This is a genomic window from Micromonospora sp. WMMA1363 (assembly GCF_030345795.1).
In the GTDB taxonomy this organism is placed as follows: domain Bacteria; phylum Actinomycetota; class Actinomycetes; order Mycobacteriales; family Micromonosporaceae; genus Micromonospora.
Window position 1 is genome coordinate 5,921,716 of the sequence record NZ_JAUALB010000001.1, and the last position, 24,389, is coordinate 5,946,104.

The 24,389-nt window shown below is 65.4% G+C and carries 23 protein-coding genes and 2 pseudogenes; 12 read left to right on the plus strand and 13 right to left on the minus strand.

The annotated features are described in order from the left end of the window. Positions 1–56 precede the first annotated feature (56 nt). Positions 57–632: pseudogene (locus QTQ03_RS27460) on the plus strand (acetamidase/formamidase family protein); the annotation flags it as partial. Positions 633–653: 21 nt separating this feature from the next. Here QTQ03_RS27460 and QTQ03_RS27465 read toward each other — a convergent pair. Further along, positions 654–1,931: an IS256 family transposase gene (locus tag QTQ03_RS27465; RefSeq protein WP_502889890.1), complete on the minus strand. Its 1,278-nt coding sequence runs from the start codon at positions 1,929–1,931 to the stop codon at positions 654–656. A 256-nt stretch (positions 1,932–2,187) separates the two neighbouring features. Between QTQ03_RS27465 and QTQ03_RS27470 the strand changes: the two are divergent. From QTQ03_RS27470 to QTQ03_RS27485, 4 genes and pseudogenes are all read left to right on the plus strand, one after another. Further along, positions 2,188–3,135: pseudogene (locus QTQ03_RS27470) on the plus strand (IS1380 family transposase); the annotation flags it as partial. Positions 3,136–4,765: 1,630 nt separating this feature from the next. After that, positions 4,766–5,548: a transposase family protein gene (locus tag QTQ03_RS27475; protein ID WP_289277203.1), complete on the plus strand. Its 783-nt coding sequence runs from the start codon at positions 4,766–4,768 to the stop codon at positions 5,546–5,548. Between the two features lie 110 nt (positions 5,549–5,658). Continuing rightward, entirely contained in the window at positions 5,659–7,455 is a 1,797-nt protein-coding gene (locus QTQ03_RS27480; protein WP_289280551.1) for an RICIN domain-containing protein, read from the plus strand. 30 nt (positions 7,456–7,485) lie between these two features. Then, positions 7,486–8,640 (plus strand): NucA/NucB deoxyribonuclease domain-containing protein, encoded by a 1,155-nt coding sequence (locus tag QTQ03_RS27485; RefSeq protein WP_289280552.1) that lies wholly within the window; start codon positions 7,486–7,488, stop codon positions 8,638–8,640. Between the two features lie 82 nt (positions 8,641–8,722). Here QTQ03_RS27485 and QTQ03_RS27490 read toward each other — a convergent pair whose 3' ends face one another. After that, positions 8,723–9,484: a transposase family protein gene (locus QTQ03_RS27490; RefSeq protein ID WP_289280553.1), complete on the minus strand. Its 762-nt coding sequence runs from the start codon at positions 9,482–9,484 to the stop codon at positions 8,723–8,725. 134 nt (positions 9,485–9,618) lie between these two features. Between QTQ03_RS27490 and QTQ03_RS27495 the strand changes: the two genes are divergently transcribed. Then, positions 9,619–10,104, plus strand: a complete 486-nt coding sequence (locus tag QTQ03_RS27495; protein ID WP_289280554.1) for a hypothetical protein — start codon at positions 9,619–9,621, stop codon at positions 10,102–10,104. A 183-nt stretch (positions 10,105–10,287) separates the two neighbouring features. After that, entirely contained in the window at positions 10,288–11,049 is a 762-nt protein-coding gene (locus QTQ03_RS27500; protein WP_289280553.1) for a transposase family protein, read from the plus strand. 325 nt (positions 11,050–11,374) lie between these two features. On the opposite strand, the gene QTQ03_RS27505 is transcribed toward QTQ03_RS27500, so the two are convergent. The 4 genes from QTQ03_RS27505 to QTQ03_RS27520 form a co-directional block, all read right to left on the minus strand. Next, positions 11,375–11,530, minus strand: coding sequence for a hypothetical protein (locus tag QTQ03_RS27505; protein ID WP_289280555.1), 156 nt, complete (start codon positions 11,528–11,530; stop codon positions 11,375–11,377). Positions 11,531–11,712: 182 nt separating this feature from the next. Then, on the minus strand, positions 11,713–11,907 hold the full coding sequence (locus QTQ03_RS27510) for a DUF397 domain-containing protein (RefSeq protein ID WP_289280556.1): 195 nt from the start codon (positions 11,905–11,907) through the stop codon (positions 11,713–11,715). After that, positions 11,900–12,025 (minus strand): hypothetical protein, encoded by a 126-nt coding sequence (locus QTQ03_RS30455; protein ID WP_353890655.1) that lies wholly within the window; start codon positions 12,023–12,025, stop codon positions 11,900–11,902. Before QTQ03_RS30455 ends, QTQ03_RS27510 begins: the two co-directional genes overlap by 8 nt. Further along, positions 12,004–12,612, minus strand: a complete 609-nt coding sequence (locus tag QTQ03_RS27520) for a DUF5753 domain-containing protein (RefSeq protein ID WP_353890619.1) — start codon at positions 12,610–12,612, stop codon at positions 12,004–12,006. Before QTQ03_RS27520 ends, QTQ03_RS30455 begins: the two co-directional genes overlap by 22 nt. Before the next feature lie 434 nt (positions 12,613–13,046). Between QTQ03_RS27520 and QTQ03_RS27525 the strand changes: the two genes are divergently transcribed. Next, positions 13,047–13,280 carry a hypothetical protein gene (locus QTQ03_RS27525; RefSeq protein ID WP_289280557.1) on the plus strand — a complete coding sequence of 78 codons (234 nt, stop codon included), beginning with the start codon at positions 13,047–13,049 and terminating at the stop codon, positions 13,278–13,280. Between the two features lie 72 nt (positions 13,281–13,352). Here the strand turns inward: QTQ03_RS27525 and QTQ03_RS27530 are convergent, their stop codons facing one another. From QTQ03_RS27530 to QTQ03_RS27550, 5 genes are all read right to left on the minus strand, one after another. Then, positions 13,353–14,579 (minus strand): methyltransferase domain-containing protein, encoded by a 1,227-nt coding sequence (locus tag QTQ03_RS27530; RefSeq protein WP_289280558.1) that lies wholly within the window; start codon positions 14,577–14,579, stop codon positions 13,353–13,355. Then, positions 14,576–15,553, minus strand: a complete 978-nt coding sequence (gene tgmB, locus QTQ03_RS27535; RefSeq protein WP_289280559.1) for an ATP-grasp ribosomal peptide maturase — start codon at positions 15,551–15,553, stop codon at positions 14,576–14,578. The genes QTQ03_RS27530 and tgmB overlap by 4 nt, the downstream gene beginning before the upstream one ends. Positions 15,554–16,203: 650 nt before the next feature. Next, complete coding sequence (locus tag QTQ03_RS27540; RefSeq protein WP_502889681.1) at positions 16,204–17,622, minus strand: IS1380 family transposase; 1,419 nt, start codon at positions 17,620–17,622, stop codon at positions 16,204–16,206. Positions 17,623–17,986: 364 nt separating this feature from the next. Continuing rightward, positions 17,987–18,184 (minus strand): DUF397 domain-containing protein, encoded by a 198-nt coding sequence (locus QTQ03_RS27545; RefSeq protein WP_289280560.1) that lies wholly within the window; start codon positions 18,182–18,184, stop codon positions 17,987–17,989. Then, a complete protein-coding gene (locus QTQ03_RS27550; protein ID WP_289280561.1) occupies positions 18,177–19,082 on the minus strand; it encodes a helix-turn-helix domain-containing protein in 906 nt (301 codons plus the stop codon). The genes QTQ03_RS27545 and QTQ03_RS27550 overlap by 8 nt, the downstream gene beginning before the upstream one ends. 490 nt (positions 19,083–19,572) lie before the next feature. Between QTQ03_RS27550 and QTQ03_RS27555 the strand changes: the two genes are divergently transcribed. Next, positions 19,573–20,778: an IS256 family transposase gene (locus QTQ03_RS27555; protein ID WP_289280776.1), complete on the plus strand. Its 1,206-nt coding sequence runs from the start codon at positions 19,573–19,575 to the stop codon at positions 20,776–20,778. Positions 20,779–20,874: 96 nt separating this feature from the next. On the opposite strand, the gene QTQ03_RS27560 is transcribed toward QTQ03_RS27555, so the two are convergent. Both QTQ03_RS27560 and QTQ03_RS30460 read right to left on the minus strand, forming a co-directional pair. After that, positions 20,875–21,357, minus strand: a complete 483-nt coding sequence (locus QTQ03_RS27560) for an SMI1/KNR4 family protein (protein WP_289280562.1) — start codon at positions 21,355–21,357, stop codon at positions 20,875–20,877. Positions 21,358–21,366: 9 nt separating this feature from the next. Next, positions 21,367–21,705, minus strand: a complete 339-nt coding sequence (locus tag QTQ03_RS30460; protein ID WP_353890620.1) for an HNH endonuclease — start codon at positions 21,703–21,705, stop codon at positions 21,367–21,369. Between the two features lie 237 nt (positions 21,706–21,942). On the opposite strand from QTQ03_RS30460, the gene QTQ03_RS27565 reads away from it, so the two are divergent. The 3 genes from QTQ03_RS27565 to ltrA all read left to right on the plus strand — a co-directional run bounded on the left by QTQ03_RS27565 (position 21,943) and on the right by ltrA (position 24,388). Continuing rightward, on the plus strand, positions 21,943–22,308 hold the full coding sequence (locus QTQ03_RS27565) for a type II toxin-antitoxin system RelE/ParE family toxin (protein WP_289280563.1): 366 nt from the start codon (positions 21,943–21,945) through the stop codon (positions 22,306–22,308). Further along, complete coding sequence (locus QTQ03_RS27570; RefSeq protein WP_289280564.1) at positions 22,305–22,622, plus strand: helix-turn-helix domain-containing protein; 318 nt, start codon at positions 22,305–22,307, stop codon at positions 22,620–22,622. Before QTQ03_RS27565 ends, QTQ03_RS27570 begins: the two co-directional genes overlap by 4 nt. A 737-nt stretch (positions 22,623–23,359) precedes the next feature. Continuing rightward, complete coding sequence (gene ltrA, locus QTQ03_RS27575; protein ID WP_289280565.1) at positions 23,360–24,388, plus strand: group II intron reverse transcriptase/maturase; 1,029 nt, start codon at positions 23,360–23,362, stop codon at positions 24,386–24,388. Position 24,389: the final 1 nt, after the last annotated feature.

The following is a 24,389-nucleotide window of genomic DNA, read 5'->3' on the forward strand; positions in this document are numbered from 1 at the left end:
CCACCCAGCTGTATCTCCCGACCCCCGACGAGGTGGCGTACACGTTCGGCGCCCGCATGCCGGTCGTCCACCTCAAACCCGGTGACGTGCTGACCACACGCACGCAGGACTGTTTCGGCGGCCGCGTCCGCGGCGTGGAGGACCTGCCGTCCCGGGTGTGCGAGTTGCCGTACCTGAACCCGGTGACCGGTCCGTTCTTCGTTGAGGATGCCGACCCCGGTGACACCCTGGCCGTGCACTTCCTGTCCATGGAGCCCGCCGCGATCGGGGTGTCCAGCACGTTCCCGCACTTCGGGGCGCTGACCGGCACCCACACGACGGCGATGTTGCAGCCGCCGCTGGAGGAGCGGGTGTGGCTGTACGACATCGACACCACGGCCGGGGTGGTGCGCTACCGCCCCCGCACCGGCGGCTACACCGTGGACCTGCCGCTGGACCCGATGCTCGGGACCGTGGGCGTCGCCCCCGCCGGTTTCGAGGCCCGCTCCACCATCGTCCCCGACACGCATGGCGGGAACCTCGACACCCCCGAGCTACGTCCCGGTGTCACCCTCTACCTGCCGGTCTACCGCCACGGCGCGCTACTCGCCCTCGGCGACGGACACGCCCGCCGAGCCTGTCCGATTGTCTGTGTAACGCCCTACTCTGTCTAACTATCGGACATCGATGGGGATACGGCCTGGGAAGAAGATGTCGAGGGAGTTGAGGGCCTGCTTCCAGCCGTGGACGCCGGCGCCCTCGACGAGACGGGGCGGTGCCTGTCGGGCCTGGGTGCGGGGCTTGCCGGCCTCGGCGGCGCGTTGGCGGGCGCGTTTGTCCTCGATATCGGCGATGGCCAGCCAGATCAGTTTGACCACGGCGTCGTCGGTGGGGAAGTGTCCACGGTTCTTGATCACTTTGCGGATCTGGTAGTTGAACGACTCGATCGCGTTGGTGGTGTAGATGATCCGCCTCACCTCGGGTGGGAAGGCCAGGAACGGGCAGAAGCGGTCCCAGGCGCGTTCCCGGACGGCGACCGCGGCGGGGTACCGCTTGCCGAGAGGGCTGTCGGCGAAGGCGAGCAGGGCGGTCTCGGCGGCCTCGACCGTGGGCGCGGTGTAGATGTCCTTGAGGGCGGTGACCATCGCCCGCCGGTCCTTGTGGGACACGAACCGCATCGCCGCTCTGATCAGGTGCACCACGCAGGTTTGCACGGTGGTGTGCGGCCAGACGGCCTCGATCGCCTCGGGTAGGCCGGTGAGCCCGTCGCAGCAGGCGATGAGGACATCTCGTACGCCCCGGTTACGCAGTTCGGTGCAGACCTGCATCCAGAACTTCGCGCCCTCGGTCTGCTGGACCCAGATCCCGAGGACGTGCTTGACCCCGTCAACGCCGACACCGACGACCAGGTAGCAGGCCTTGTTGCGCACCGTGCCGCCGTCACGGACCTTCACCATCAGCGCGTCGACGTAGGCGATCGGATACACCTCATCGAGGGGCCGGGTCTGCCACGCCTTCACCTCGTCGAGGACCTCGTCGGTGATGGTGGAGATGGTGTCCGGGCCGACCTCGGTGCCGTACACCCGATGCAGATGGTGGGAGATGTCGCGTACCGTCATCCCACCCGCGTACAACGAGATGACCACATCCGACAGGCCCCCGAGACGGCGGGCGTTCTTCGGCAGCAGCACCGGGGTGAACGTGCCCGCCCGATCCCGCGGCACCTTCACCTCGACAGGTCCGACCTCGGTCCGCACCGTCTTCGGCGTGTGCCCGTTCCGCGAGTTCCCCGACCCCTTACCGGACGGATCATGCTTGCCGTAGCCGAGATGCTCGGTCAACTCCGCCCGCAACCCACGCTCCAACACGGCCTTGACCAGTTCGGACAGGAACCCACCCGGCCCGGTCAACCGCAGCCCGTCGCCCTTGATCTGCGCCAACACCGCGTCCATCGCCTGATCGTCGACCAGGTCCGCGACCGCCTTCCGGGCGGCCCGCTTCGCGGCTTCCTCGTCGAGTACCGGCTCGGCCAGGGGCAGCCTCGGCCCGTCAGCGGAGAGCCGTTCCCGCAACCCACGCAGCTCGTCGGTGTCCACCAGGTCCTGGTCCTGCGGGTTGATCATCGACATAGTCATCACACTTGTCCTATCTGCGCCGACCGGCTCCTACCGGCCATAACGGATATTCACCTCAATCCGTTACACAGATCTCTCTACAAGCCCCACGATCGTGATCGCGCACAGCGACAAGGAAGGCGCCGCGGCCACCTACAAGCACAGCTACGGGTTCCATCCGATCCTGGTGACCTGCGACAACACCGCCGAGCTGCTCGCGGTGAAGCTGCGGCCGGGCAACGCCGGCGCGAACACGGCCGCCGATCACCTCGACGTGCTCGCCCAAGCCATCGCGCAGGTCCCCGCGCAACACCGCCGGCACCTGCTCATCCGCGGTGACTCCGCCGCGGCCACCCACGCCGTGCTCGACTGGCTTCACGAGCAGGACAGCAAGCGCGGCCGGCGGGTGGAGTACTCCCTCGGCTGGTCGATCGGCGAGACCGAACGCGCCGCCATCACCGCCCTGCCCGCCGAGGCGTGGTCGCCGGCGATCGACGCCGACGGTGGTGTCCGTGACGGCGCCGCCGTCGCCGAACTGACCGGCCTGCTGCCTCTGCCCGGCTGGCCGGCCGGGATGCGGGTCATCGTCCGGCGGGAACGCCCCCATCCCGGCGCCCAACTGACCCTGTTCGAGCACCGGGACGGCTGGCGCTACACCGCGTTCGTCACCAACACCCCGACAGGTGTCTTGCAGTGGTTGGAGGCCCGGCACCGGGCCCATGCCCGCGTCGAGGACCGGATCCGCTGCGCCAAGGACACCGGCCTGGGTCGGCTACCCTCCCGCGAGTTCGCCATCAACGCCGCCTGGTGCACGGCTGCAGCGATCGCCGTCGACCTGATCGCCTGGCTGCAGCTCATCGGCCTCAACGGCGACCTGGCCAAGGCCGAACCGAAACGACTGCGCTACCGGATCCTGCACACCGCCGCCCGCCTCGTGCACGGCCAACGCCGCCGCTGGCTGCGCATCCCCGCCACCTGGCCCTGGGCCGCACAGATCACCACCGCGTTCAACCGGATCACGGCCATCCCCGCCCCCGGCTGACCCCGCTCAGCCACCGTCCCAACAACCCGGAGGACCCCAGGAGACCACGCCCGCCGCCGCGACAGACGGCCCGCCACCATGCCCGGAACCAGGCCACATCGACCAACAGCGACCAGACGTGCCGGGCCGAAGGAGCCGGCGTCAGGCGCGAATCATCGAGGCTGACAGCCATAGCGATTCCGGTTCGGGCGCTGACTTGTCGGAGCAGGCTACGAGCGGTTTTCGCTGTTGGTTGACCCGATCACAGAGATCAGGCGGACGTGAATCGCTGCCCAAGCAACGCCAAGAGCAATGCCAAGAGGGCCTACGAGCGGGTATGGCCACCCCTTGGCCAACTCTATTGCCGCTGTGACGTCAGGGGCCGAGGGCTTTGCCGATGCGTCTCTCAGCACATTCCCCTGAAGATCGGATATAGACGCGCTCTGCCAGACCAGGTAGACGAGATAGGAAAGAAAGCCAAGCCCAAAGATGACGGACCAGCGCAGAGTTGCCGACGGCAATTTCGACCTGTGGTGGCGAAGTTCGAGCCATGTCGCCAATATTGAAATAGCAACTGCCCCGGCACCGACGACGAACGCCCACATAGAAACAGAGCCATACCGCAGCACGAGACGCGTCAGCGCTTCATACGATGTGGCCGACGGCGCTTGCACGTATAGGGATGAATAGGCCGCAGTCTGGATGAGCAGGGCAAGTATGAACAATGCGGCCATTGCAATGCCGGTCGCGCCAGCTCCACTCAGTCCAATCCGACGAAGTGTCCGCATTAGTCACCTCGAGTCAAAGCGTTGGGTGCAGGCACTCAGGTTCGCGATTTTGTGCGACGCGTTAGCGGGCTATCGGCGTAGGCCACTAATATAAGAGAGGCTATCCGGTTGGCGCGGGAGTGTCAAGGTGAGCTAGGGGATGACAGGATCCCAATCCTCTCGGCTGCACTTCGCGCTCCTTCGCTTTTCGGTTCCCCAGGCCTAATTCCCAGCTGTTTGATTAGTTAGTAATCCTGCCGCATTTGCCCGCATTTGCCGGGGTGCGGCATCTTTGCCGCTACGCAGTGAGCTTGGTTGGTCATGTATTGGTCATGTACCGGCTTCGGCGGTGCCGCCGTCACCGCGACCAAAGCTCTCGTGGCCCACGCCAACAAACCTCGCCGTCACCGCCGAGCAGCTAAAGAAGAGGCCGCGAGCCCGGGCGGGACGAGAGCAGCGCCGGACGCCATTACTACCAAAGACGAGCTGCCACCAGGGAGGCTCCGGATCCCCGGGCCCGTCCGCATCGAGCCCGGACGAGGTGCTCCTGGGCGGAAGTGTCGCGCCGCCATTACGTCAGTACCACCCCATGGTGGCATCTATCAATGCCTACCAGGAGTGAGATTCCCAACACGGAATGTTGTTGACCACCCATAGATCGTCTTGGACGATCAAGCCATCGCGATCTATGCGGGGAGATCTGTGATCCGAAACAGCGGGAGGGCCATTCAAAACTCGGTCGACACCCATGGATGTCACGTTGAGTGAGGTTCGAGGGTGCCCGTGACCCGGGTTGACTGTCCGGAGTAGACGCAGCGGCTGGGATCCGATAGATCAGCTTTGTGTGGAAGTTGATCGAGGGTCAGCCGCTGCGCTGTGAAAGTATGACAGGACTCCCGACCGACCGGCTCGCTGACCTGATCGGCCGGGTTCGCGAGATCGTGGGCGATGAGTGGGAGAAGCCGCCGGTCGGGCGTCCGCACGTGTTGCCGCTGGCCACGGCGGTGATCGCGGTGCTGTTCGGACTCCGGCACAACATGCCCGACGAGGTCCTCGGCGAGGTGTTCGGCTGTTCGCAGGCCACGATCACCCGCTATCACCAGATCCTGCAGCCGATCCTGCGCTGGGTCACCCGTCCTGAGGTCGACCAGCGCCTGGAGCAGACCCGCCGTGACGGTGTGCTGGTTGACGGGTTCGTCGCCCCGGTCGGCGAACGCGAGTCCTACCACGGACTGTTCTCCGGCAAGAAACACCTGTCAGGGCAGAACGTGCAGGTCATCGCCAACCTCGATGGCCGCGTCGCCGACGTCGGCGAACCCGTCAACGGCGCCCGCCACGACGCGGCGGCGTTCTTCATCTCCGGCATCGCCGAACGCTGGGCCAGCCACCTCACCGACGGACCAGGCATGATCGGCGACGGCGGCTACCAGGGCACCGGCCCGATCACCCCGCACAAGAAACCACCCGGTGGGGAACTGACCGCCCAGCAAAAGGCGTACAACTACAGCGTCAACCGGCTCCGCGCCGCCGTCGAACGCGCCATCAGTCATCTGAAGAACTGGAAGATCCTCAAGACCGGCTACCACCGGATCATGACCGACTTCCCCGACGTGTTACGCACCGCCACCGCCCTGGAGATCTTCAGAACCGCCGCACCCGGGTTTTGAATGACCCTCCGGGTCTCAGGCACTCCTATGGGTCACTCCATCCATCGGCCGGCCGGTGCCTGCTGAACGAATGCAGTTGCGTACCGGTCCTGTTCGGAAAGGATCCGGCTATGCAGAACGGCGCACTTGTCTTGCGTCGAAGGCGGTGGAAGCTGTTTGTTGCGACATTCGTCGCGCTGATGGTCTCCATGGCAGGAGTCATCACTACAGCAGGATCAGCAAGGGCGGGCGTCTCCGATCCCTTAGCTTTGGGGCAAGCCACTGAAGGCGACGGCAGAGTCCTCGGCGTGCTTGCCACCACCACCGGTACTCGCGTGAAGGCGGTGAACTATCAAGTCGGCACTGGTGCCGCCGTCGCGATGCAGCGTTGGACGTTCGAAAGGGTATCGGTCGGGGGTCCAGCGCCCGAGACGACTTACCGGATCCGAAACGCGGCATCTGACCTGTGCCTGGAAAAGTCGATTAGCGGCGGCGACGTGAGTGGCGCCGTAGTGCACCTCGCCACCTGCGCCTCGGTGACCCACCAGTACTGGTACACGCCAGCGGAGCCCACCTACCCCGGTTACACGCTCCGCAGCATGCGGGACAACCGCTGCCTCGACGTCGCCCTACCCGATGACGGTGCCGACGTCGATGTATGGACCTGCTACAGCTTTGGCAGCCAACTATGGAAAATCCGGTACGGAGTGCTCGACTGCGAGGAAGGCCCTCACACCGTACTGTGTCTTCGGCCAACCGAGCGCATCAAGGGCCTGATCGGAACCTGGAAGCATCAGCCCGTTCAGTTCACTGGCCCCGACTACAACCGCCTGTCCAACTTCATGTTGTGGAAGACCTCGAGAGACTCCGGTGAGGATACGGCGTCGGAATACTTCGAGATGGGCTGGCAGGCCGATTACGACGATCTCACGGCTTCGACTACCCACACCGCCTACTGGGTGGAAAGCAGCGACAAGTCCTACGAGTGGCACAGCCTGGCGACGGAACCTGGTGGAGATGCCGCCAACGGTATGACCCACACGTACATGACCTTGGCAAACGACGAGGGGCAATGGGACATATTTTTCGACTTTAACGTTGTCGGGACGACTACGGCGGCAGAGGGCGGTCGAGCCAACTACATCGAGAATGGGATCTACTCGTACTTCGATGGCCAGATTGTTCTCGCCACAGGCTTCCAGAACCGCCCACAAATCATGACCACCAACGAAGTGTTCCGCCGCATATACGTGGGCGAAAGTGGCATCTTCGCCAACGCCGCTTGCCATGCCCCGCCGAATGACCCATCGTACGGCGGAATCGCAGAGCCGCCGGAGTGCTACCAGCACACCCTGGCAACCCGCCAAGGCAACAACGTCCTGGAGGTCGACCACTTCACGATCGAAAAGCCGCAGGGCACGACCCTTGCGCTTCCAGACCCCGCCCCCCGCCAGGTCGGTGAAGGCTTCGTAAACGGAGTAGACCAGGCCGCGCTGGCCGACTGCCTGCAGTCACAGGCCGCAGGCGCGTCATGCCTGCGCACCGTCCCGGGGCTGGCAGAGTGCGTCGCCGCCCGTGCCATCTGCAACGGCCTAGACGCCGGCGACCGCCGGCAGCGAGACCACGTCGAGCGGCCGAAGCGAGTACAGGACCTGGTGGACCGCCTGCTGGCCGGCAGCACAGGGGAAGACCTCGCACCGGCGCGGGCCGCAAACATCCGCGCCGGGGCATACACCGCCGCGACCGGGAAAGCCATCCACGGCGTCAGGGCCGACGACACCATCCTGGTCCTCAGCGGCGACGACAGGGTCAAGGATCGCCGAGCATCCGACGGGAAGCTCTACAGCGGCTATCGAGCGGCGTTCCGCGCGGACACTGGAGGGCTGCTGCACGTCTGCCTGGGCGACACCTGCCGATCCATGGCGTAGCACGTTGCGAAAGCTGAGGGAGAAAACGGCATGAAGAGGCATTCGGCCAGCGTGGTCAAGGCGCTGGCCTGCGTACTGGTAATCATCGCTGCTGTCGCCCTGCCTGCACCGGCTTCGGCGACCCCGACTCATAGGCCTAGCGCACTGGCCACTATGGCAGACGACTTCAGAACCGACTGCGAGGCCCACCCGGCCGAAGCGGCATCACTACGGGGTTGGGCGCGTAGCAGGTTCGAGTTGTGCCACCACTACGACCGGTCGCTCAACCTCTACCGCGACACCGGCGAATACCTCGGACGCGTCGAGTACGACCTGTGGGTCCTCGGGTTCGCCTACGACGGCAGCCGCCGGGTCGACTACCTTGCCAGCCTGGAGAACGTGGGAATCTCCCAGCAGCTCAACGCGGAGATCGGCTATCTCACCGTGACTATGTCAGGGTGCCAGACATCAAATGTGACCTGCTCCGGGGCGACATCCCGCTCCGACAACATCCCCGGCTGGTTCGGAGTGCCCCACATGGCGTCGATATCGGCCACCTCACCGAACGATACGGGAGCGCCCCCCTACCAGACGGTCGACCTCCTAGCCCAGTTCGAGGTGCTCGTCGAATACCGAGACGGACGCACCATACCCTACAGCGAGAACAGCGCTCTCAGTTCCGTCCGCTTCGACTCCGCCCGAACGGCACTGGGTAACGGCAAGTACCACGGAACCGTCTTCACCGACTACGTGCCCACGCTGGAGTTGAGCATGCGCGCCGGCAGCGACCACCTGCAGGAGGCCCGCCACGTGCGCGACGCGCTGCAATACCCGGAGCGTACGTTCCCCAGCCGCATAGGCAAGAGCGTCCCCGGCGGCAGCGCCGACCGACCGCTGCACCGCCTGATGGATTCCACCCTCCGAGGGCGCAACCACAGCGCGTCGGTCGAGATCTGTGGGGACGTCTGGGGAACGGACTACACGACCGGCGGACTGCAGTGCGACGAGTATCCGTTCCAGTCCACGTATGAGGGATCGTGGACGTCAACAATCGGCGAGGGCGCGAGTGACACAAGCCTGTGGCAGGGCTCGGCCCGACCGATCGACGGTACGCACAATCAGCAGGGCGGCACCCATCTGGCGAACTTCTACGGGGCCAACCGGCTGCTCGACCGCGACGCCTTCCTCGTCACCGTTCTGACATAGTGGGAATCGGCCGGCCCCGAGCCCGCCCAGAGCACCAAGCGCTCCGGCTCGGGGCCCTAGCCGACGTAGACGTCCAAGAGGATTATTCAGCGAGCATTCGATAGAAGTGTAGGCCGATGACGCAGGAGATGGTTTCGGTGAAGGTCTCCAGCGGCCTGCGGTAGTCGGTGTGCATGATCCGCCAGGTCTTGAAGTTCGCGATCACCTGCTCGACAATCCAACGAATTCTATTGACCTGATGATTGTATTCTTTCTGCCACTCCGTGAGTTCACCGCCCTGCGGCTTCTTGTAAGGAGTGATCATGTCGTTTCCGACGTAGCCCTTGTCGCCCACCCAGTTCGCGGGATCGAGGGTGACGAGGGCGCCGGATTCGTTGATCGAGTGGGAGTCGTGGCGGTTGCCGGTGACCGGATCGGAGATCCAGACGAGCCTGCCATCGAGTGTGCAGCACACTTGTACGCTCATTCCGGTAATCTTGTGTTTCCCCGAGAATAGCTCCTTGCAGGACCGCCACGACCAGCACGGTAACAGGGTGCCGTCCACCACGTACTGCACGTGCGGGCTCAGATCGCCGGCCACCGGCACGCACTCGGTCAACGCCCGTTTGATCAAGGGTGTGACGCGGGCGATCGCCCGGGAAATCGTCGACTGGGAGACGCCGAAGGATTCGGCGATCTCTGCTTGGACCCGATTTCTTCGCATATAGGTCAGCGTAACAACGACGGAGCGGTAAAGGCCGAGAATTGGAGGCCAAGGCTTCGCGTCCGCACCTTCGGCGGCTGCGTTCACAAGGATGCACAGGTCGCGGATCTGATTTCGGGTGAGCCCGGTGGTATGATACAAGTTCGGCGGTTCGCTTTTCGTGTGGTGCTGTGTGGAACTTCATCCTACTAAAAGCGGACCGTCTTCCATTCTTGGGGTTCCACTATGCATTCTTGGAGCCTCGCTGAATAACCCTCCAAGATGGGAGAAGATTCGTGGAGGCCCAGTTAACCTTCACTCCGGACTACGCCTTCTTCACCCTCCGCGATCCAGAGCACGACGCCGCCGTAAACTCGGCTGCAGCGATCGCCGCAGCACGCAGGGATGTCGCCGCGAGTACCGGCTACGAGGTCTACGTCTGCTGCGCGCAGGACCGCCTCGCCGTCCATGCAACGGTGTCGGACTCTCCGCCCTCGGACACGACTTGGTGGCAGATCGTTCACGGCCTGCGACTCGCCTGCCCCAGCGGCGAGCTACGCCTCGGCGATGTGACAGGACAGGCGACAGCGATCACGCTTCCGAGCGGCCCCGGCCCGTATGAGGTCGATGTCTACCATCGCAGCCGGGAAACTGCCGTGCGACGCATCAATGAGCTGAGACAGCAGTCGCCGAATGGCCGGCTCAACGAGGACGACTTAGCTCGCCACGGCGGCGTCGAGGAATACCACATGTATCTCCGTCCTGCGCCCGAAAGTTCCTGATTTGGTTGTGTCTTATTTGGAGGGTTGTTTTGGCTGGAGCATGATCTGCTTTCGTGTGTGAGGCAATGAGGGTTATTCAGCGAGGCTCCAAGAATGCATAGTGGAACCCAAAGAATGGAAGACGGTCCGCTTTTAGTAGGATGAAGTTCCACACAGCACCACACGAAAAGCGAACCGCCGAACTTGTATCATACCACCGGGCTCACCCGAAATCAGATCCGCGACCTGTGCATCCTTGTGAACGCAGCCGCCGAAGGTGCGGACGCGAAGCCTTGGCCTCCAATTCTCGGCCTTTACCGCTCCGTCGTTGTTACGCTGACCTATATGCGAAGAAATCGGGTCCAAGCAGAGATCGCCGAATCCTTCGGCGTCTCCCAGTCGACGATTTCCCGGGCGATCGCCCGCGTCACACCCTTGATCAAACGGGCGTTGACCGAGTGCGTGCCGGTGGCCGGCGATCTGAGCCCGCACGTGCAGTACGTGGTGGACGGCACCCTGTTACCGTGCTGGTCGTGGCGGTCCTGCAAGGAGCTATTCTCGGGGAAACACAAGATTACCGGAATGAGCGTACAAGTGTGCTGCACACTCGATGGCAGGCTCGTCTGGATCTCCGATCCGGTCACCGGCAACCGCCACGACTCCCACTCGATCAACGAATCCGGCGCCCTCGTCACCCTCGATCCCGCGAACTGGGTGGGCGACAAGGGCTACGTCGGAAACGACATGATCACTCCTTACAAGAAGCCGCAGGGCGGTGAACTCACGGAGTGGCAGAAAGAATACAATCATCAGGTCAATAGAATTCGTTGGATTGTCGAGCAGGTGATCGCGAACTTCAAGACCTGGCGGATCATGCACACCGACTACCGCAGGCCGCTGGAGACCTTCACCGAAACCATCTCCTGCGTCATCGGCCTACACTTCTATCGAATGCTCGCTGAATAAGCCTCAATGATCCGTGCCTTGGCGCCGGATGATCTCTGGGGGATAGCGGCGCTGTTGATCCGGCCCGCGCCGGTTTGTAGGCAGGGTGGTCGGCGGCGGGTGGACGACCGGACGGCGTTGGCCGCGATCGTGTGTGCGTGCCCCAGGCGGGTTGTTCCTGGTGGAAGCTGCCGGAGGTGTTGTTTCGGGGCTATCCGGGCTACCGCGAATCGGCGGTTCGGTCAGTGGACCGCAGCCGGGTTCTGGCTGGAGCTGCAGGAGGCGATCCTGGACCGGCTCGGCGCCGACCGCCGGATCGATTGGTCGAGGTCCGTGGTCGACTCGATCAGTATACGGACGCCAGGCCGGTCGGGGCCACGGCGGAGCGCGGCAGCGGGATGCACCACCGTTCTTCGCCTCGGGCGGCCAGCCAAGCGACGCGTTCGCGCCGCCAGCTCATGATCACGTGGGCGTCGCGGGAGCATGCAGGTGTGATGATCATTCTGGTGCTTCCTCGGGCCAGTACCTGGCGATGATCTCTGCGTTGCCGTGAGTGCTGACGATGCGGTTCCTGTCTCCGGCGAACACGTTGATGGACCGCCACGGGCCCTACGACTTCGGGGTGGCAGCCGGCCGGCTGCCACCCCGAAGTCAGTTCAGCACAGCCTCAGGTGCGGAAGCGTTCTATGGAGTCTCGCGGTGGAGTCCTTCGGTGAAGGCGGCCCATGACGTCGGAGTGAAGACCAGCACTGGTCCATCGGGGTCCTTGCTGTCGCGGACGGCAACGACGTCGAGCAGGTTGTCGGCTACTTCGACGCAGTTGCCCTGGTTGCCGCTTCGGCTGCTTTTGCGCCACTTGGCGGTCGTCGTATCAACCACGGGTAAATGCCTCCATCGTTGCGGTGATGAACGTCCTCGACGCCTTCTCGTCGAGTGCTCGTGAGGTCACGTCGCGCCAGGCCAGTTCGTAGGCCGCTACCTCGGTGGGCTTGTCCAGGTAGAGAGCGCCGGTGAGGCTGTGACGTAGACCAGTGGTGGTTCCAGCGGGCCGGAGGTGCCTGGCATGGTGGGGAACTCCAGGACTGTGAAGGCTGATGTCATCCCGCCGTGCACGCCCGCGGCGAAGGGGAGGATCCGCAGCGTCACGCTGGGCGAGCGGGTTGCATCGAGCAGGCGCTGGAGTTGGGCGGCCATCACCGCGGGGCCACCCACCGTGCGACGTAGTACCGCCTCGCTCAACACGACCGACAGGTGGGGTGGGCGCGGGTCGGTGAGTAGTCGTTGCCGTTCGATGCGGAAGTCGACTTGACGGTCGACTTCCTGCTCATCGATGAGTCCCTGCGGGACCCGGGTGACCTCGCGGGCGTACTCGTGAGTCTGGAGCAGGCCGGGAATCGATTCTGGCTCGTACTGGCGGATGCGCTCAGCGCTCGCTTCGAGCCGGACGAAGAGTCCGAACCAGCTCGGCAGGCTGGTGTTGGTGTAGTCGTGCCACCACGCGCTCGCGCCGTTGGTGCGCGTCTCGGCGGCCAGCGCGAGTAGCTCGTCGCAGTCTTCGGGGCTGGCCGTGTACAGCTCGCACATGGCCTTGACCTCGATGTCCCGGAACTTGATCCGGTGGTCGCCGGCTTCGATTCTGTGGATCGTTGCGGGGCTGCGTTGAAGCAGGGATGTCGACGGCGAACAGGTGGCCGGGGTACCGGTCGACGTGCATGAGCAGGCCACGGCACCGTTGATCGGGGTGGTCGTAGAAGTCGCACTGGGTGGCGTGCCGGCACGATCCGGCGCAGCGGCACGGTCGGTCCGGATTCACGGGCCGCCAGTACGCCTCGGCGTGGGCGCGCTGCTGCGGGGTGGCGTCGGCGGGCAGAACCCGCCAGCCCAGCTCGTCGACCTCGATGTTGGTCTCGTCCGGATACGGCGCGAGCAGCACCGGATCGATCGTCGCGGTGGCGGAGTCGGCGGCTGCGAGGGCACGGCCGGCGGCGGTGTAGGACTCGCCGGTCTCGGCCATCCGCGTGCGGATTTCGCGGCGGCGGGACCGATCGGAGCTGCTGCTGGTCGTCATCGTGAACTCCTCGGGCGGTGCGGAGTCCCACGCTCTCCGCACGCTCGTGATCACGATGGCCTGCGGGTTGGTGCTGGTCGCGCTGCGTCGGAGACGGCTTGTCCTCATCACCTGCGCCAGCGGCGTGGGCGCTCGGGTGCAGGTTCGGAGTGCGGCGGCGGACAACTGCCACCGCACACGGTAGCGGAGGGGTCCGACAAAAACGTGGACCCCCGATCGGTGGAACGGCCGCCAAGGGGATTGATCGAAGGTGGACTCAGTCCTCTTCCTCGCCGTCGGGGTGGTCTCCTGCCTGGCGGCGATCAGGTGATGCCGCAGGCATCACGTGCGCTGGCGCAGGCCGGTTCGGTGGCCGGGTGGTGACGTTGGTCATGCTGGTGTGGTCGTGGTCGAGCCAGATGTGGTGACGGCCGTCGTCGTGGGCGGTGATGCCGTACCGGTCGATGGTGGGGCGGTGCCAGCGGTGCCAGCGGTGCCAGGTGTCGTTGACGGTGGGCCACAGTGGTCGGGGGCCGCCGTAGGTGACGGTGGCGGTGTCCCGGCCGGGCCGGTACTGGATCCAGGAGCAGTCCTCGGTGTGGAGGAACACGCCGTCGTCGCCGTTTGGTAGGTGGCCGCTGATGGGGCCGAGGTCGGGCAGGGCGGTCTGGAGTAGGAACCGGAAGCTGCGGTCGGTGAACGCGGCGGCGGGGATGTCGGTGGTGGCGTGTTCTGGGTCGGTGAAGTCGAACACGGTGGTCGGGTCGGTGCCGTTGCGGAGGGGGTGCGCGGCGCGGGCGCGCAGCCACATGAAGTGCCCGGGTGTGTCGTGGAACCGGCCGCGTACCTGGTGGGGGCCGGTTTTGTCGGCGTCGATCAGCGCAGAGGCCAGCTCGCCGCGGATGTCGGCCACGATCCTGCCGCGGTCGGCGAGTTGGGTGATCCACGTCGGGGGGATGGCGGTGACCGCCGCGGTGGCGATGATCCTGTCGAACGGGGCGCGGGCGGGCACGCCGCCTGCGCCGTCTCCTGCGGTTAGGTGCGGGTGGTAGCCGAGGCTGGCCAGCCGTGTGCGTGCGGTCTCGACGAGCAGGGGGTCGATGTCGACGCTGGTCACCTGCCGGTCGCCGAGCCGGTGACACAGCAGGGCGGTGTTGTAGCCGGTGCCGGTGCCGATCTCCAGGACCGTCGTGTTGTCGGCGACGTCGAGCATGTCCAGCATCCGCGCCATCAGGCTCGGCCGAGTCGACGAACTGGTGGGGACCGTGAAGCCGCCCCCCGGGTGCGGGGCGACCTGCGTGACCAGCGACTCGTCGGCGTAGACCGCGGCGAGCCCGGCCGGAGTGTCCGCGTCGACCCGGCTGCTGCTGTCGTCATCGAGGTAGAAGTGGGGGACGAAGATGTGTCGGGGAGTCTGGGCGAACGCCGCACGCCAGCCAGGAGTCAGGGCCCCAGCGCGGGTCAGAGCGTCGGCCAGTCCGTCCGCGTGCCGCTGCCACGTCATTCCCGTGTTCCTTGCAGCAGCAGCTCCGCGATGGCGTCAGCGATGGGGGCGCCGATCTCGTGTTCCAGCCACAACCAGTGGCCCACCGGATTGCACTCCAGAAAGATCCACTGCTCGGATGGGGTGACGGCGAAGTCGAACGCCCCGTAGGCTAGGCCCATCTGGGCCAGGAACCGGTCGATGCCCGACGCCACCGCCTCGGGCACGGAGACCCGGCCGTAGGTGAGCGAGTCGTAGTCGGCGCGCCAGTCCACCCGTCCCGCCGGCGAGGACGAGCGGATCGACACCGCGAGCAGCGTCTTCCCGGCCGCCGTGACCCGGACCTCGTAGGCTTTGTCGATGTACTCCTGCACCAGGTGCGCAGTCATCGCGAACCCGTCCGCGTCGACCGACGCGGGATCGATGATCGTGGTGTAGGTCTTGGTCGGCTCCTCGCCGTCCTCGCCGAACACCAGTGACGACAACGGTTTACACACCACCGGACCCCCAACCTGGCGGGCGAAGTCAACCGCATCGGTGTGCACGTTGCTCACCAGCGTGCGCGGCACCGCGAGCCCGCACCGCGCGGCCACCGACAGCTGCAACGGCTTGTACTCGGCGGCGGCACTACGGACCGGATCGTTGACCCACCGCGCATCCAGGCTCGCCAGGAGCCCACCCCAGCCGTGGCGGGCCTCGACAGCCGCCCACACCTCATCGGCGGGTGACATCCCCGACGGCAGCCGGAAACTGGTCGGACGCCAGTAGAACACCGACCCAACCCGCTCCAAGTCCAGCGCACCCCAGGCGCCGGACACCGACCCGGCCCAGCCGCCCGCCGCCGTGGTTGTCGCCGACAACCCCAACCCGAGTGGGAAGTCACCCGTGTCGAACCGGGCGATGGTGGCCCCGACCCGCGTCAACGCGCCGACCACCGCCTCCGCCGTCGGATCCCCCGCGCTGGTCAAGACCAGGACCGTGTCCCTGGACGTCACGCCCCGGCGGCCCACCCGCTAGCTGTCCGAACCGGTGTCGGCCTGACTGTCACGGCGTACCTTGCCGTCAGACGACGTCTCCGTCGCCATGTTCGTGCGCGGAGAGGTGGCGGTCGTGTGGTGCTTACCCTGCACCGGCATCGGCACCGCCAGACTCGCCCCATACGGGCGACGCCGACCCGGCACATGCGCCATCGGATAGCTCACCCCGCCAGGCTCACCCATCGGCAGTAGCGCCGCGGGCGAGAACAACGGGGCAACCACCCTCGGCAACGATCGCGTCATACCGCACAGTCCCTTCCGCATCAGATCGCAGACGTACCCGGCTGTGGCGCCAAACGTGCGCTGCCCCAGCACCGTAGGACGAAACGGGTAACCGCGCCACCACCTATCGTGAAGCGTTTTCTGGCGGCCCCATCCCGTCTAGAGCCAAGAGGCGCCGAACGCCAGGGAGAGCGACGTCGGTCGCGGGCGACCCGGCGGGATGGGTCAGCTCCGCTAACCTCAGTCTTTCGCTAACTGTTGATCAAGGCCCTGTTTGCATTTGTTGATCTTCATTTGGTGATCGATCGGGGTATGGGCACGGCGAGGACCCGACGCGGTGGCCGGGTTCCTCCATGGGGGTACTCGTCGGGGCGTGGGGTTGGGGTTCAGGTGACGGGCTGGGGCAGCACGGCCAGCCGGTCGAACGCGGTGACGAGCTGGTCGGCCCAGGGCCAGCCTTCGGCGATGCGCAGCTTCGTGCGGCGGGCCGAGCGGGTGATGCGGGCGGCGACGTGCAGCAGTCGGTAGCGCAGTGTCTTGGGTTCGGCGGTGGCGAGGTCGCCGTCGAGCAGCAGGTGTTGGGTCCAGGCAAGCAGGTCGATGGCGCACAAGGCGAGTTCCAGCCAGGCGGCGTTGATGGCGAACACCCGGGATGGGAAGCGGCCGAACCCGGTGTCCTTGCCCGTGCGGATGCGGTCCTCGACGCGGGCGTGAGCGCGGTGGCGGGCCTCCAGATGCTGGATGGATCCGTTGCCGGGGCCGGTGTCGGTGGCCATCACCTGGTGGCGGAAGCCTTCGATGGTGTCGAACAGCGACAGTTGTGCGCCGGGGTGCGGGCGTTCCCGGCGCACGATGAACCGGGTGCCGTCGGGGTAGTTGGCCCGCAGGTCGGCCGGTAGTAGGCCGGTGATCTCGCATACCTGGGCGCCGTCGCGTGGCTGGCCGTCGGCGTTCAGGGCCGGTACCCACTGCTCGGGGTGCCCCGCAGCCTGCTTGATCGCGTCGCGGATCGCCTCCCCGATGGCCACCCCGACGGAGAAGAACGTGTTCATACCGTGCTCACGCAACGACCGGATATGGCGCAGGAACCCGTACGTGCAGCCGGCCGAATCCGAGCGGACGAGGATGTCGGTGCCGTACCGGTGGACGTCGGGGATCTGCGCCAGGGCGTCGTCGAGAACGCTGATGTGATCGGCGGTGGTGTTCGACCCCGCCCGCCCGGCGCGCAGCAGCCCGGACAACGCCTCCCGGGTGTTGTCCAGGAAGCAGAACAACGGGTGATATCCGAAGGTCTTCTTCCACGTCTTGGACGCCTGCTCCTTCTCCGAGTGGCAGATCACGATCGAGGCGTCCAGATCCAGCACCAGCCCAGACACCGGCGCACCAGCCGCCATCGACACCGGCAGCCCGTCGCGGGTCTCGGCCGACTGCGCCCACGCCAACTCCCGCGCGGCAGCGCGGGCCATCCGCAGCCTGGCCAGAACAGCATCATCCACACCAGACAGCACCCGCCACGCGGTAGGATCCGAGGCGACCGCGCCGAACAGCCCCGCTTGGTCCCGCAGCACCGCCAGATCGCTGATCGCCTCACCACCGTCGGCGATCATCACCGCGAGGTCCACGGCGACCCGACCCGGGTCATGCCCGCCCTGCCGCTGCCGCAGCCTGGCCAGGGCCTCGCTGAACCCGCCGGTCAACCCGGTTACGTCCGCGATGTCGGCCAGCAAACGGGCACCCGCGTGGCCGACCACGCCACGTCCATCGCTACTGACGATGATCTTCGGTCGTGTTCCGGTACTCTTCACCTGACAGGTGCCTTCCCTCGGGATAGATGAGACCCTCAGCAAGTCCTATCTTCCCAGGTCAGAAGGCACCTTTCCTTTCATGATCCACGATGTGGACCGCCCTTAACGAAGGGCCCAGGCTAATGATGCCGCCGGCATCACGGGCAGACACTCCCAGGGCCCTCAAGGAGCGGCCGGGTGAGGATGCCGGAGCGGCAGGTAGACGCGGCGCACGCCGGTCACCACCGCCAGCGTCACGGACGGACTGATGTTGAGCAACGCGGAGACGTCGGTAGCCGACACCGCTGATGCCGGCTACCGTCTGCGATACTGTGCTGGTTGTCGATGGCCTGTTCCCGGGTCGGCGTCCGACCGCCGTTCCGGGTTACAGGGACTGGGCGTTTTTGATGAAGGTTCGCCAGTCGGCGGCGGTGAAGATCAACGAAGGGCCGCTGGTGTCCTTGCTGTCGCGTACGGCCACGATCCCGGTGGTCGGGTGGAGGTTGGTCGCGACTTCCACGCAGTTGCCGCCGTTGCCACTGCGGGTGCTCTTGCGCCACTTGGCGCCGGTCAGGTCAGTCATTGTGAAGTCCCTTCAGTGCAGAGTTGATCATTCTTCTCGACGACTCCTCGTCGAGTGTTCGGTCCACGAGATCGCGCCACGCGAGTTCGTACGCGGCGACCTCGTCGGGTTTGTGGAGGTACATCGCTCCGGTCAGGGTGTCCACGTACACCAGCGGTGGCTCCAGCAACTCGCTCGTGTGGGGGTCTCGCGGAAAGTCGAGGAGTGTGAAGGCGCTGGCCATTCCGCCGTGTAGTCCAGCGGCGAACGGCAGGATGCGGATCGAGACTGTCGCCTGGCCCGTCAGGTCGAGCAGGTGCGTGAACTGATCGGCCATGATCTTTTCGTTGCCCGCGATGCGGTGTAGCACCGATTCGTTGAGGATGACGCTGAGCTGCGGTGCCGGCGGCCGGTGCCGGTGCAGGAGTGACTGCCGTTCCATCCGGACCCGTACGCGGCGTTCGCTCTCATCCTCGGGGATGTGGCCAGCCGGGACGCGGGTGACCTGCTCGGCGTAGGCCCTGGTCTGGAGCAGGCCGGGCACCAGCTCGGGCTCGTACTGGCGGATGGCTTCGGCGGAGTCCTCCAGGGAGACGTACAGCCCGAACCATTCCGGCAGCGCCGTCTCGGTGTAGTCGTGCCACCAGGACTTGCGTCGTCCGTTGCGGGTCTCGGCCGTGAGCGCCAGGAGGAGCTGCACATCCTTCTCGGAGGCTCCGTACAGGTCCAGGATCGCTCGGACCTCGTAGTCCCGGAACCGGACTCCCTCGTGTCCCTCTTCCATTCGGCCGAGGGTGGCCCGCGCACGCTGAAGCCGCTGGGCGGCGACCTCCTGGGTCAAGCCAGCGTGCAGACGCAGCGCCACCAGTCGGCGCCCGATGTAGCGGCGGAGCAGTGCCGATCCAACTGTGTCAGACAACCCAGCTACCTCCCGAAATTTTGGGCGCTTGTTGCGCCCATTTTTAGCACGCTGCGGCGATGCGCGACGACCTGGGTCGGTCCGAAAACGCACCGTCCTTACTGGTCAGCGCCACATTACGCCGACAAATCTCGGTCAGAATAAAATGGTCCGTTGATTTTTGGGCGGACTAACAGTTCAATGGGGACACCCCCCGCCGTCGGTCGCCATGAGGGCAGCGGCGGCGGGTGACCCGGGGCGGTGCAGCGGCCATGGCGCTGCTCCGAACCCCTGTGTGTCGCCTCGTCATGCCTGCCGGAGCGGCCCTGGGGGTGTGGTGGTCGGGCGGGTGTGCTCGGAGGTGCCGCCCGGCCGCCACGACCGGCTGGGACTGTACAAATAACGGCTGATCGACCGATCAAGGGAGAGACGCCAGATGACGACCGAGACCACCGTGGGACAGCCGGCCGTGGAGCCGGTGGGTGCGGTCACGGATGAGCAGTTGATCGCGATGCTGGTCGATCGGGCTCGTGGTGACGGGTTGAAGCTGACCGGCGAGGGTGGGCTGCTGCAGCAGCTGACGAAGCGGGTCCTCGAGTCGGCGTTGGATGGGGAGATCACCGACCACGTCGGCTACGACAAGCACGACCCGGCGGGTCGGGGTAGCGGGAACACCCGTAACGGCAGCCGGACCAAGACGGTGCTCACCGACGTCGGGCCGGTCGAGGTGCGGGTCCCACGCGACGCCGCCGGGACGTTCGAGCCGCAGATCGTGCGTAAGCGGCAGCGGCGTCTGACCGGCGTCGACGACATGGTCCTGTCGCTGTCGGCCAAGGGCCTGACCCACGGCGAGATCGCCGCGCACCTGGCTGAGGTCTACGGCGCTGAGGTGTCGAAGCAGACCATCTCCACGATCACCGACAAGGTCATGGACGGCATGGCCGAGTGGCAGAACCGGCCCCTGGACCGGGTCTACCCGGTCGTGTTCATCGACGCCATCAACGTCAAGATCAGGGACGGTCAGGTCGCGAACCGGCCGATCTACCTCGCGATGGCGGTCACCGTCGACGGCCACCGCGACATCCTCGGTATCTGGGCCGGTGACGGCGGCGAGGGCGCCAAGTACTGGCTGCACGTGCTCACCGAGTTGAAGAACCGCGGCGTGGCCGACGTGCTGATGCTGGTCTGTGACGGGCTCAAGGGACTGCCGGAGACGGTGGAGACGGTGTGGCCGCGCACGATCGTGCAGACGTGTGTGGTGCACCTGCTGCGCAACTCGTTCCGCTACGCCGCCCGGCAGGACTGGGACAAGATCGCCAAAGCGCTGCGGCCGGTCTACACCGCGGCGACCGAGGACGCCGCCACCGAGCGGTTCCTCGAGTTCGCCGAGGCGTGGGGCCGTAAGTATCCGGCGATCGTGAAGCTGTGGGAGAACGCGTGGGCGGAGTTCGTGCCGTTCCTCGCCTTCGACGTGGAGATCCGCAAGGTCATCTGCTCCACGAACGCGATCGAGTCCGTCAACGCCCGTATCCGCAGGGCCGTGCGAGCTCGTGGCCACTTCCCGAACGAGCAGGCCGCACTCAAGTGCGTCTACATGGCCTTGATGAGCCTCGACCCGACCGGAGCCGGCCGCCGACGCTGGACCATACGCTGGAAAGCACCACTGAACGCCTTCCAGATCGCCTTCGAAGGCCGGCTCACCCCGGCCAACAACTGACCACCTCAACAACCAAGATCAGCCGTTAACTTGACACTCCCTAGTGGCTACGTCGCACCATAATCAGACGGCTTTCGCCTTGCACGGTCCTCGGTATTAGGCGAAACGATCACACGACACGAGCCGACTCAAGAAGTCTTCAAAGGATGCAGCTAGACGCCTGACTACTCGGTCTTCGTCGATGTACGCAACGGTGGGGTCACCCTCATCACCGGACGCCGAATAGTCGAGCATGACTGCATCATGGCCGGCCGACGGCATGTCACAAATAACAACTCCAATCTCTGGATAACCCCACTCTGCAATCATATCGGCGCTACCCAGGCCAGACGTGGAATCAATTCCCCACTCGCCACCTATTCCACGAATCGCGCTAATCTGAATGCGATCAGGAGCCCAGGACGTACTGAAGTCGGTCGGATAGCAACGGCGCCGAGGGACCCCCCCGTTGCGCTGAAGCAGCAGCTCAACGTAGCTGCGCGGCAAGCGTACGCCCAAGCTTTCCTCTGCCTGACGCACCCTGCCAGCATCCAGCTGCGGGCCGGTGTAGTAATCATTATCTTCGAATATCTCGATCATAACTCCGCCCTAACGCGCAGAGAATCCTCCGGTGTGCCCTGTCTTTGCATGGACGCCTCTCTCGATTAGCTGCATGAGCCCCGCATCTTGGTGATGATGCCACGTGTACCCATCGGGAGTACGATCCAGCCCAGCCGCTCGGTTGGCGCGGGCGAAGTCTGTAGACCGGTTACCGGACAGCCCAATCCGGACGTCAGGCACATCAGGATGACGCCAGGCCGAGAAGTCAGGATATCCATTCCGATCGAACGGAACACCAGTCTTCGGATGGCTCCCACCAGCTAGATGCCCATTTCTTGGACAACCGTTGGTGTTGTGCACGAGGACCGGGGTGTCGCCGGCGAGCACATAGTACGTGTGGGATTTTCACCCCGTCACGCAGTGTGACTTACGTTTTCACAGCGTTTCACCCGGCCTTTCGTGGGCGGCGCCCCGTCAGTGCATCGAAGCTTATCGGTGTTGACGGCGACGGTGACGGCAACCCGAAGAGACTCCCACAGGCGACCCAGGACCATCAGGCCCGCCCAGGTCGATGCATCGCCCTCGTGTTGCCACCCCCGGTATAGCATCCGCTATACTCCGGGCATGGCTGCTGGCGAGTGGGAGATCTACCTCGTCAACGAGGTACAGGAGTGGATCGACAACCTCGATCCACTCACCCACGCCCGCGTCGTGCAAGCCATCGACCTACTCGCCGACGCCGGCCCAGGGCTCGGCCGGCCGCTGGTCGACACGATCCACAGCTCGGCGATCGCCAACCTCAAAGAGCTGCGCCCCGGCACCGTGCGCATCCTGTTCGCGTTCGACCCGTGGCGCTCCAGCATCCTGCTCGTCGCCGGAGACAAGACCGGACGCTGGCAGCAGTGGTACACCGAAGCGATCCCCCTGGCCGAGCAACGTTACGAGATCTACCTGAAGGAACGCGCTAACGAGGAGGGCCGACAGCCATGAGCAACTACGCACGCTGGCGCGACATCCGCACCACCCACGTCGAGCGCGCCGGCGGCGAACAGGCCGTCGAAGAAGGCAAGCAGGAACTCCTCGCCACCGTGGTCGGACACCGCCTCGCCGAGGTACGCCGCGCCCGCGGCCTCACCCAACAGCAGGTCGCCGACCGCATGGGCGTCACCAAAGGCCGCGTCTCCCAGATCGAACAAGGCAAAATCTCCGGCCAAGACATCGTCGCCCGCTACGCCGCCGCCCTCGGCGGACGCCTCCACCAAGCCATCTACTTCGACGACGGCGACATCGCCGCCATCGCATAGCCCCCACTCCACGAGCCTGCCGGGCCAAGATCCGACTGGCTCAAAACTGCTCTACAGGATCAAGTGCGCCACGAGGCGCTGTCTTACCGGATAGGGGTGAAAGACCATCTATCTTCCGGCCATCGTAGTGGCTGGTTGAAGCTGGCGGCAGCCTGACCCGCGGGATGGTGGGGAGGGTGGGAGCAGCCGCGACGAACCCGGGACGGTCCAGCACTACCGGATGGATTGGGTTCGGGGAGCAAGACGGGAAGGCATACGAGAGGAACCGGTGTCCGAGGCCTCTTCATGTGTAGGCCAGCTCCAACCCGGTGGATTTGGGCTGGTAGGCGGTGCGTATCTGATCATCGCGAGTGGGTGGTCGGGGAACTCCTGGGAGGTTCTTGATTGCTGGCCTGGGAGGTCACGGTGAAGGTCTACGGCGTAGCCGTGACGATGCCGCAGGGGTACAGCCGGGTGCCTAACCCGTCGACCGGAAGGCAGTGAACGTGGGAACCGGTCACGTCGCGGTCCCTGAATGCCCGTCCGGCCGGGGCGGAGTATCGGGGATAGACGCGTCGCCCGTCGAAGGGCGTGGTCGGGGCGGAGCCGCCGTAGTACTCCGAGTTGGGGAAAGCCCAGCGCATGGGGAAGGGCGGCAGTGTGTCAGACAGGGAGAACGCTGCAATGTCCGAAGACACGTCGGTGAATACCGGCGTCAGCTGGCCGGACGAGATGCTCGCCCGGGGCTGGTACGGAAGATGCAGGTCAAACTGCACCGTTGGGCGGGAGACGATCGCTCCCGCCGGTTTACCGATCTGTTCAACCTGGTCTACGACCCGGCGTTCCTCACCGTTGCCTGGCAGCGGGTGAGCACGAACGCCGGAGCGCGGACCGCCGGGGTCGATCGGGCCACCGTGTCCTACATCGTCCACCGGATCGGGGTGAGCGCGTTCCTCGACCAGGTCCGGGACCTGCTCAAGTCCGGACAGTTCCGGCCAACGCCGGTGCGGCAGGTGGAGATTCCGAAGGCATCCGGCAAGGTCCGGAGGCTGGGTATCCCCACCGTCACCGACCGCGTGGTCCAGGCCGCGCTGAAGCTTGTTCTTGAACCGATCTTCGAGGCGGACTTCCTGCCCTGCTCATACGGCTTCCGGCCGATGCGACGGGCGCATGATGCCATCGCGGAGATCCACGCGTTCACCTCCCGCCCCCGCGACTACGAGTGGATCGTGGAAGCCGACATCGCCGCGTGTTTCGACGAGATCGATCACGTGGCGCTGATGGATCGGGTGCGGGCACGCGTCAAGGACAGGAAGACCCTCGCGCTGGTCAAAGCGTTCCTCAAGGCCGGGATCATGACCGGCACCGGCGAACGCCACGACTCGTGGCGGGGCACCCCGCAAGGCGGGATCTTGTCACCACTGCTGGCCAACATCGCCCTGTCCACGCTGGATGAACACTTCAACCGGCAGTGGAAATCCTTCGGCGACGGCAACCAGCGGCACCGGCGGCGGGCACGCGGGCTGGCCACCTGGCGGCTCGTGCGCTACGCCGACGACTTCGTCGTGCTCGTCAAAGGCCAACAACATCACGCCCAGGCGCTGCTCGATGAGATCGCCCAGGTCATCGCCCCACTCGGGCTACGCCTGGCCGAAGACAAGACCCGCGTGGTGCACATCGACCAGGGCTTCGACTTCCTCGGGCACACGATCGTGCGCGACTCTGCTGCCCAATTCGGTTCAGGCGGGACTGTACAAATAACGGCCCTGTCTCACTTTCGGTGGTGAC

What these genes read in the sequence shown, in the direction of transcription:
- QTQ03_RS27560 (WP_289280562.1), bottom strand. Translation starts at nt 21,357, where the DNA reads ATGATCGAGATATTCGAAGATAATGATTACTACACCGGCCCGCAGCTG.
- QTQ03_RS27545 (WP_289280560.1), bottom strand. Translation starts at nt 18,184, where the DNA reads ATGACTGACCTGACCGGCGCCAAGTGGCGCAAGAGCACCCGCAGTGGC.
- QTQ03_RS27465 (WP_502889890.1), bottom strand. Translation starts at nt 1,931, where the DNA reads ATGGACGCGGTGTTGGCGCAGATCAAGGGCGACGGGCTGCGGTTGACC.
- QTQ03_RS27475 (WP_289277203.1), top strand. Translation starts at nt 4,766, where the DNA reads ATGACAGGACTCCCGACCGACCGGCTCGCTGACCTGATCGGCCGGGTT.
- QTQ03_RS27520 (WP_353890619.1), bottom strand. Translation starts at nt 12,612, where the DNA reads ATGTGCGAGCTGTACACGGCCAGCCCCGAAGACTGCGACGAGCTACTC.
- QTQ03_RS27485 (WP_289280552.1), top strand. Translation starts at nt 7,486, where the DNA reads ATGAAGAGGCATTCGGCCAGCGTGGTCAAGGCGCTGGCCTGCGTACTG.
- QTQ03_RS27480 (WP_289280551.1), top strand. Translation starts at nt 5,659, where the DNA reads ATGCAGAACGGCGCACTTGTCTTGCGTCGAAGGCGGTGGAAGCTGTTT.
- QTQ03_RS27570 (WP_289280564.1), top strand. Translation starts at nt 22,305, where the DNA reads ATGAGCAACTACGCACGCTGGCGCGACATCCGCACCACCCACGTCGAG.
- QTQ03_RS27530 (WP_289280558.1), bottom strand. Translation starts at nt 14,579, where the DNA reads ATGACGTGGCAGCGGCACGCGGACGGACTGGCCGACGCTCTGACCCGC.
- QTQ03_RS27565 (WP_289280563.1), top strand. Translation starts at nt 21,943, where the DNA reads ATGGCTGCTGGCGAGTGGGAGATCTACCTCGTCAACGAGGTACAGGAG.
- ltrA (WP_289280565.1), top strand. Translation starts at nt 23,360, where the DNA reads ATGCAGGTCAAACTGCACCGTTGGGCGGGAGACGATCGCTCCCGCCGG.
- QTQ03_RS27505 (WP_289280555.1), bottom strand. Translation starts at nt 11,530, where the DNA reads ATGATCATCACACCTGCATGCTCCCGCGACGCCCACGTGATCATGAGC.
- QTQ03_RS27555 (WP_289280776.1), top strand. Translation starts at nt 19,573, where the DNA reads ATGCTGGTCGATCGGGCTCGTGGTGACGGGTTGAAGCTGACCGGCGAG.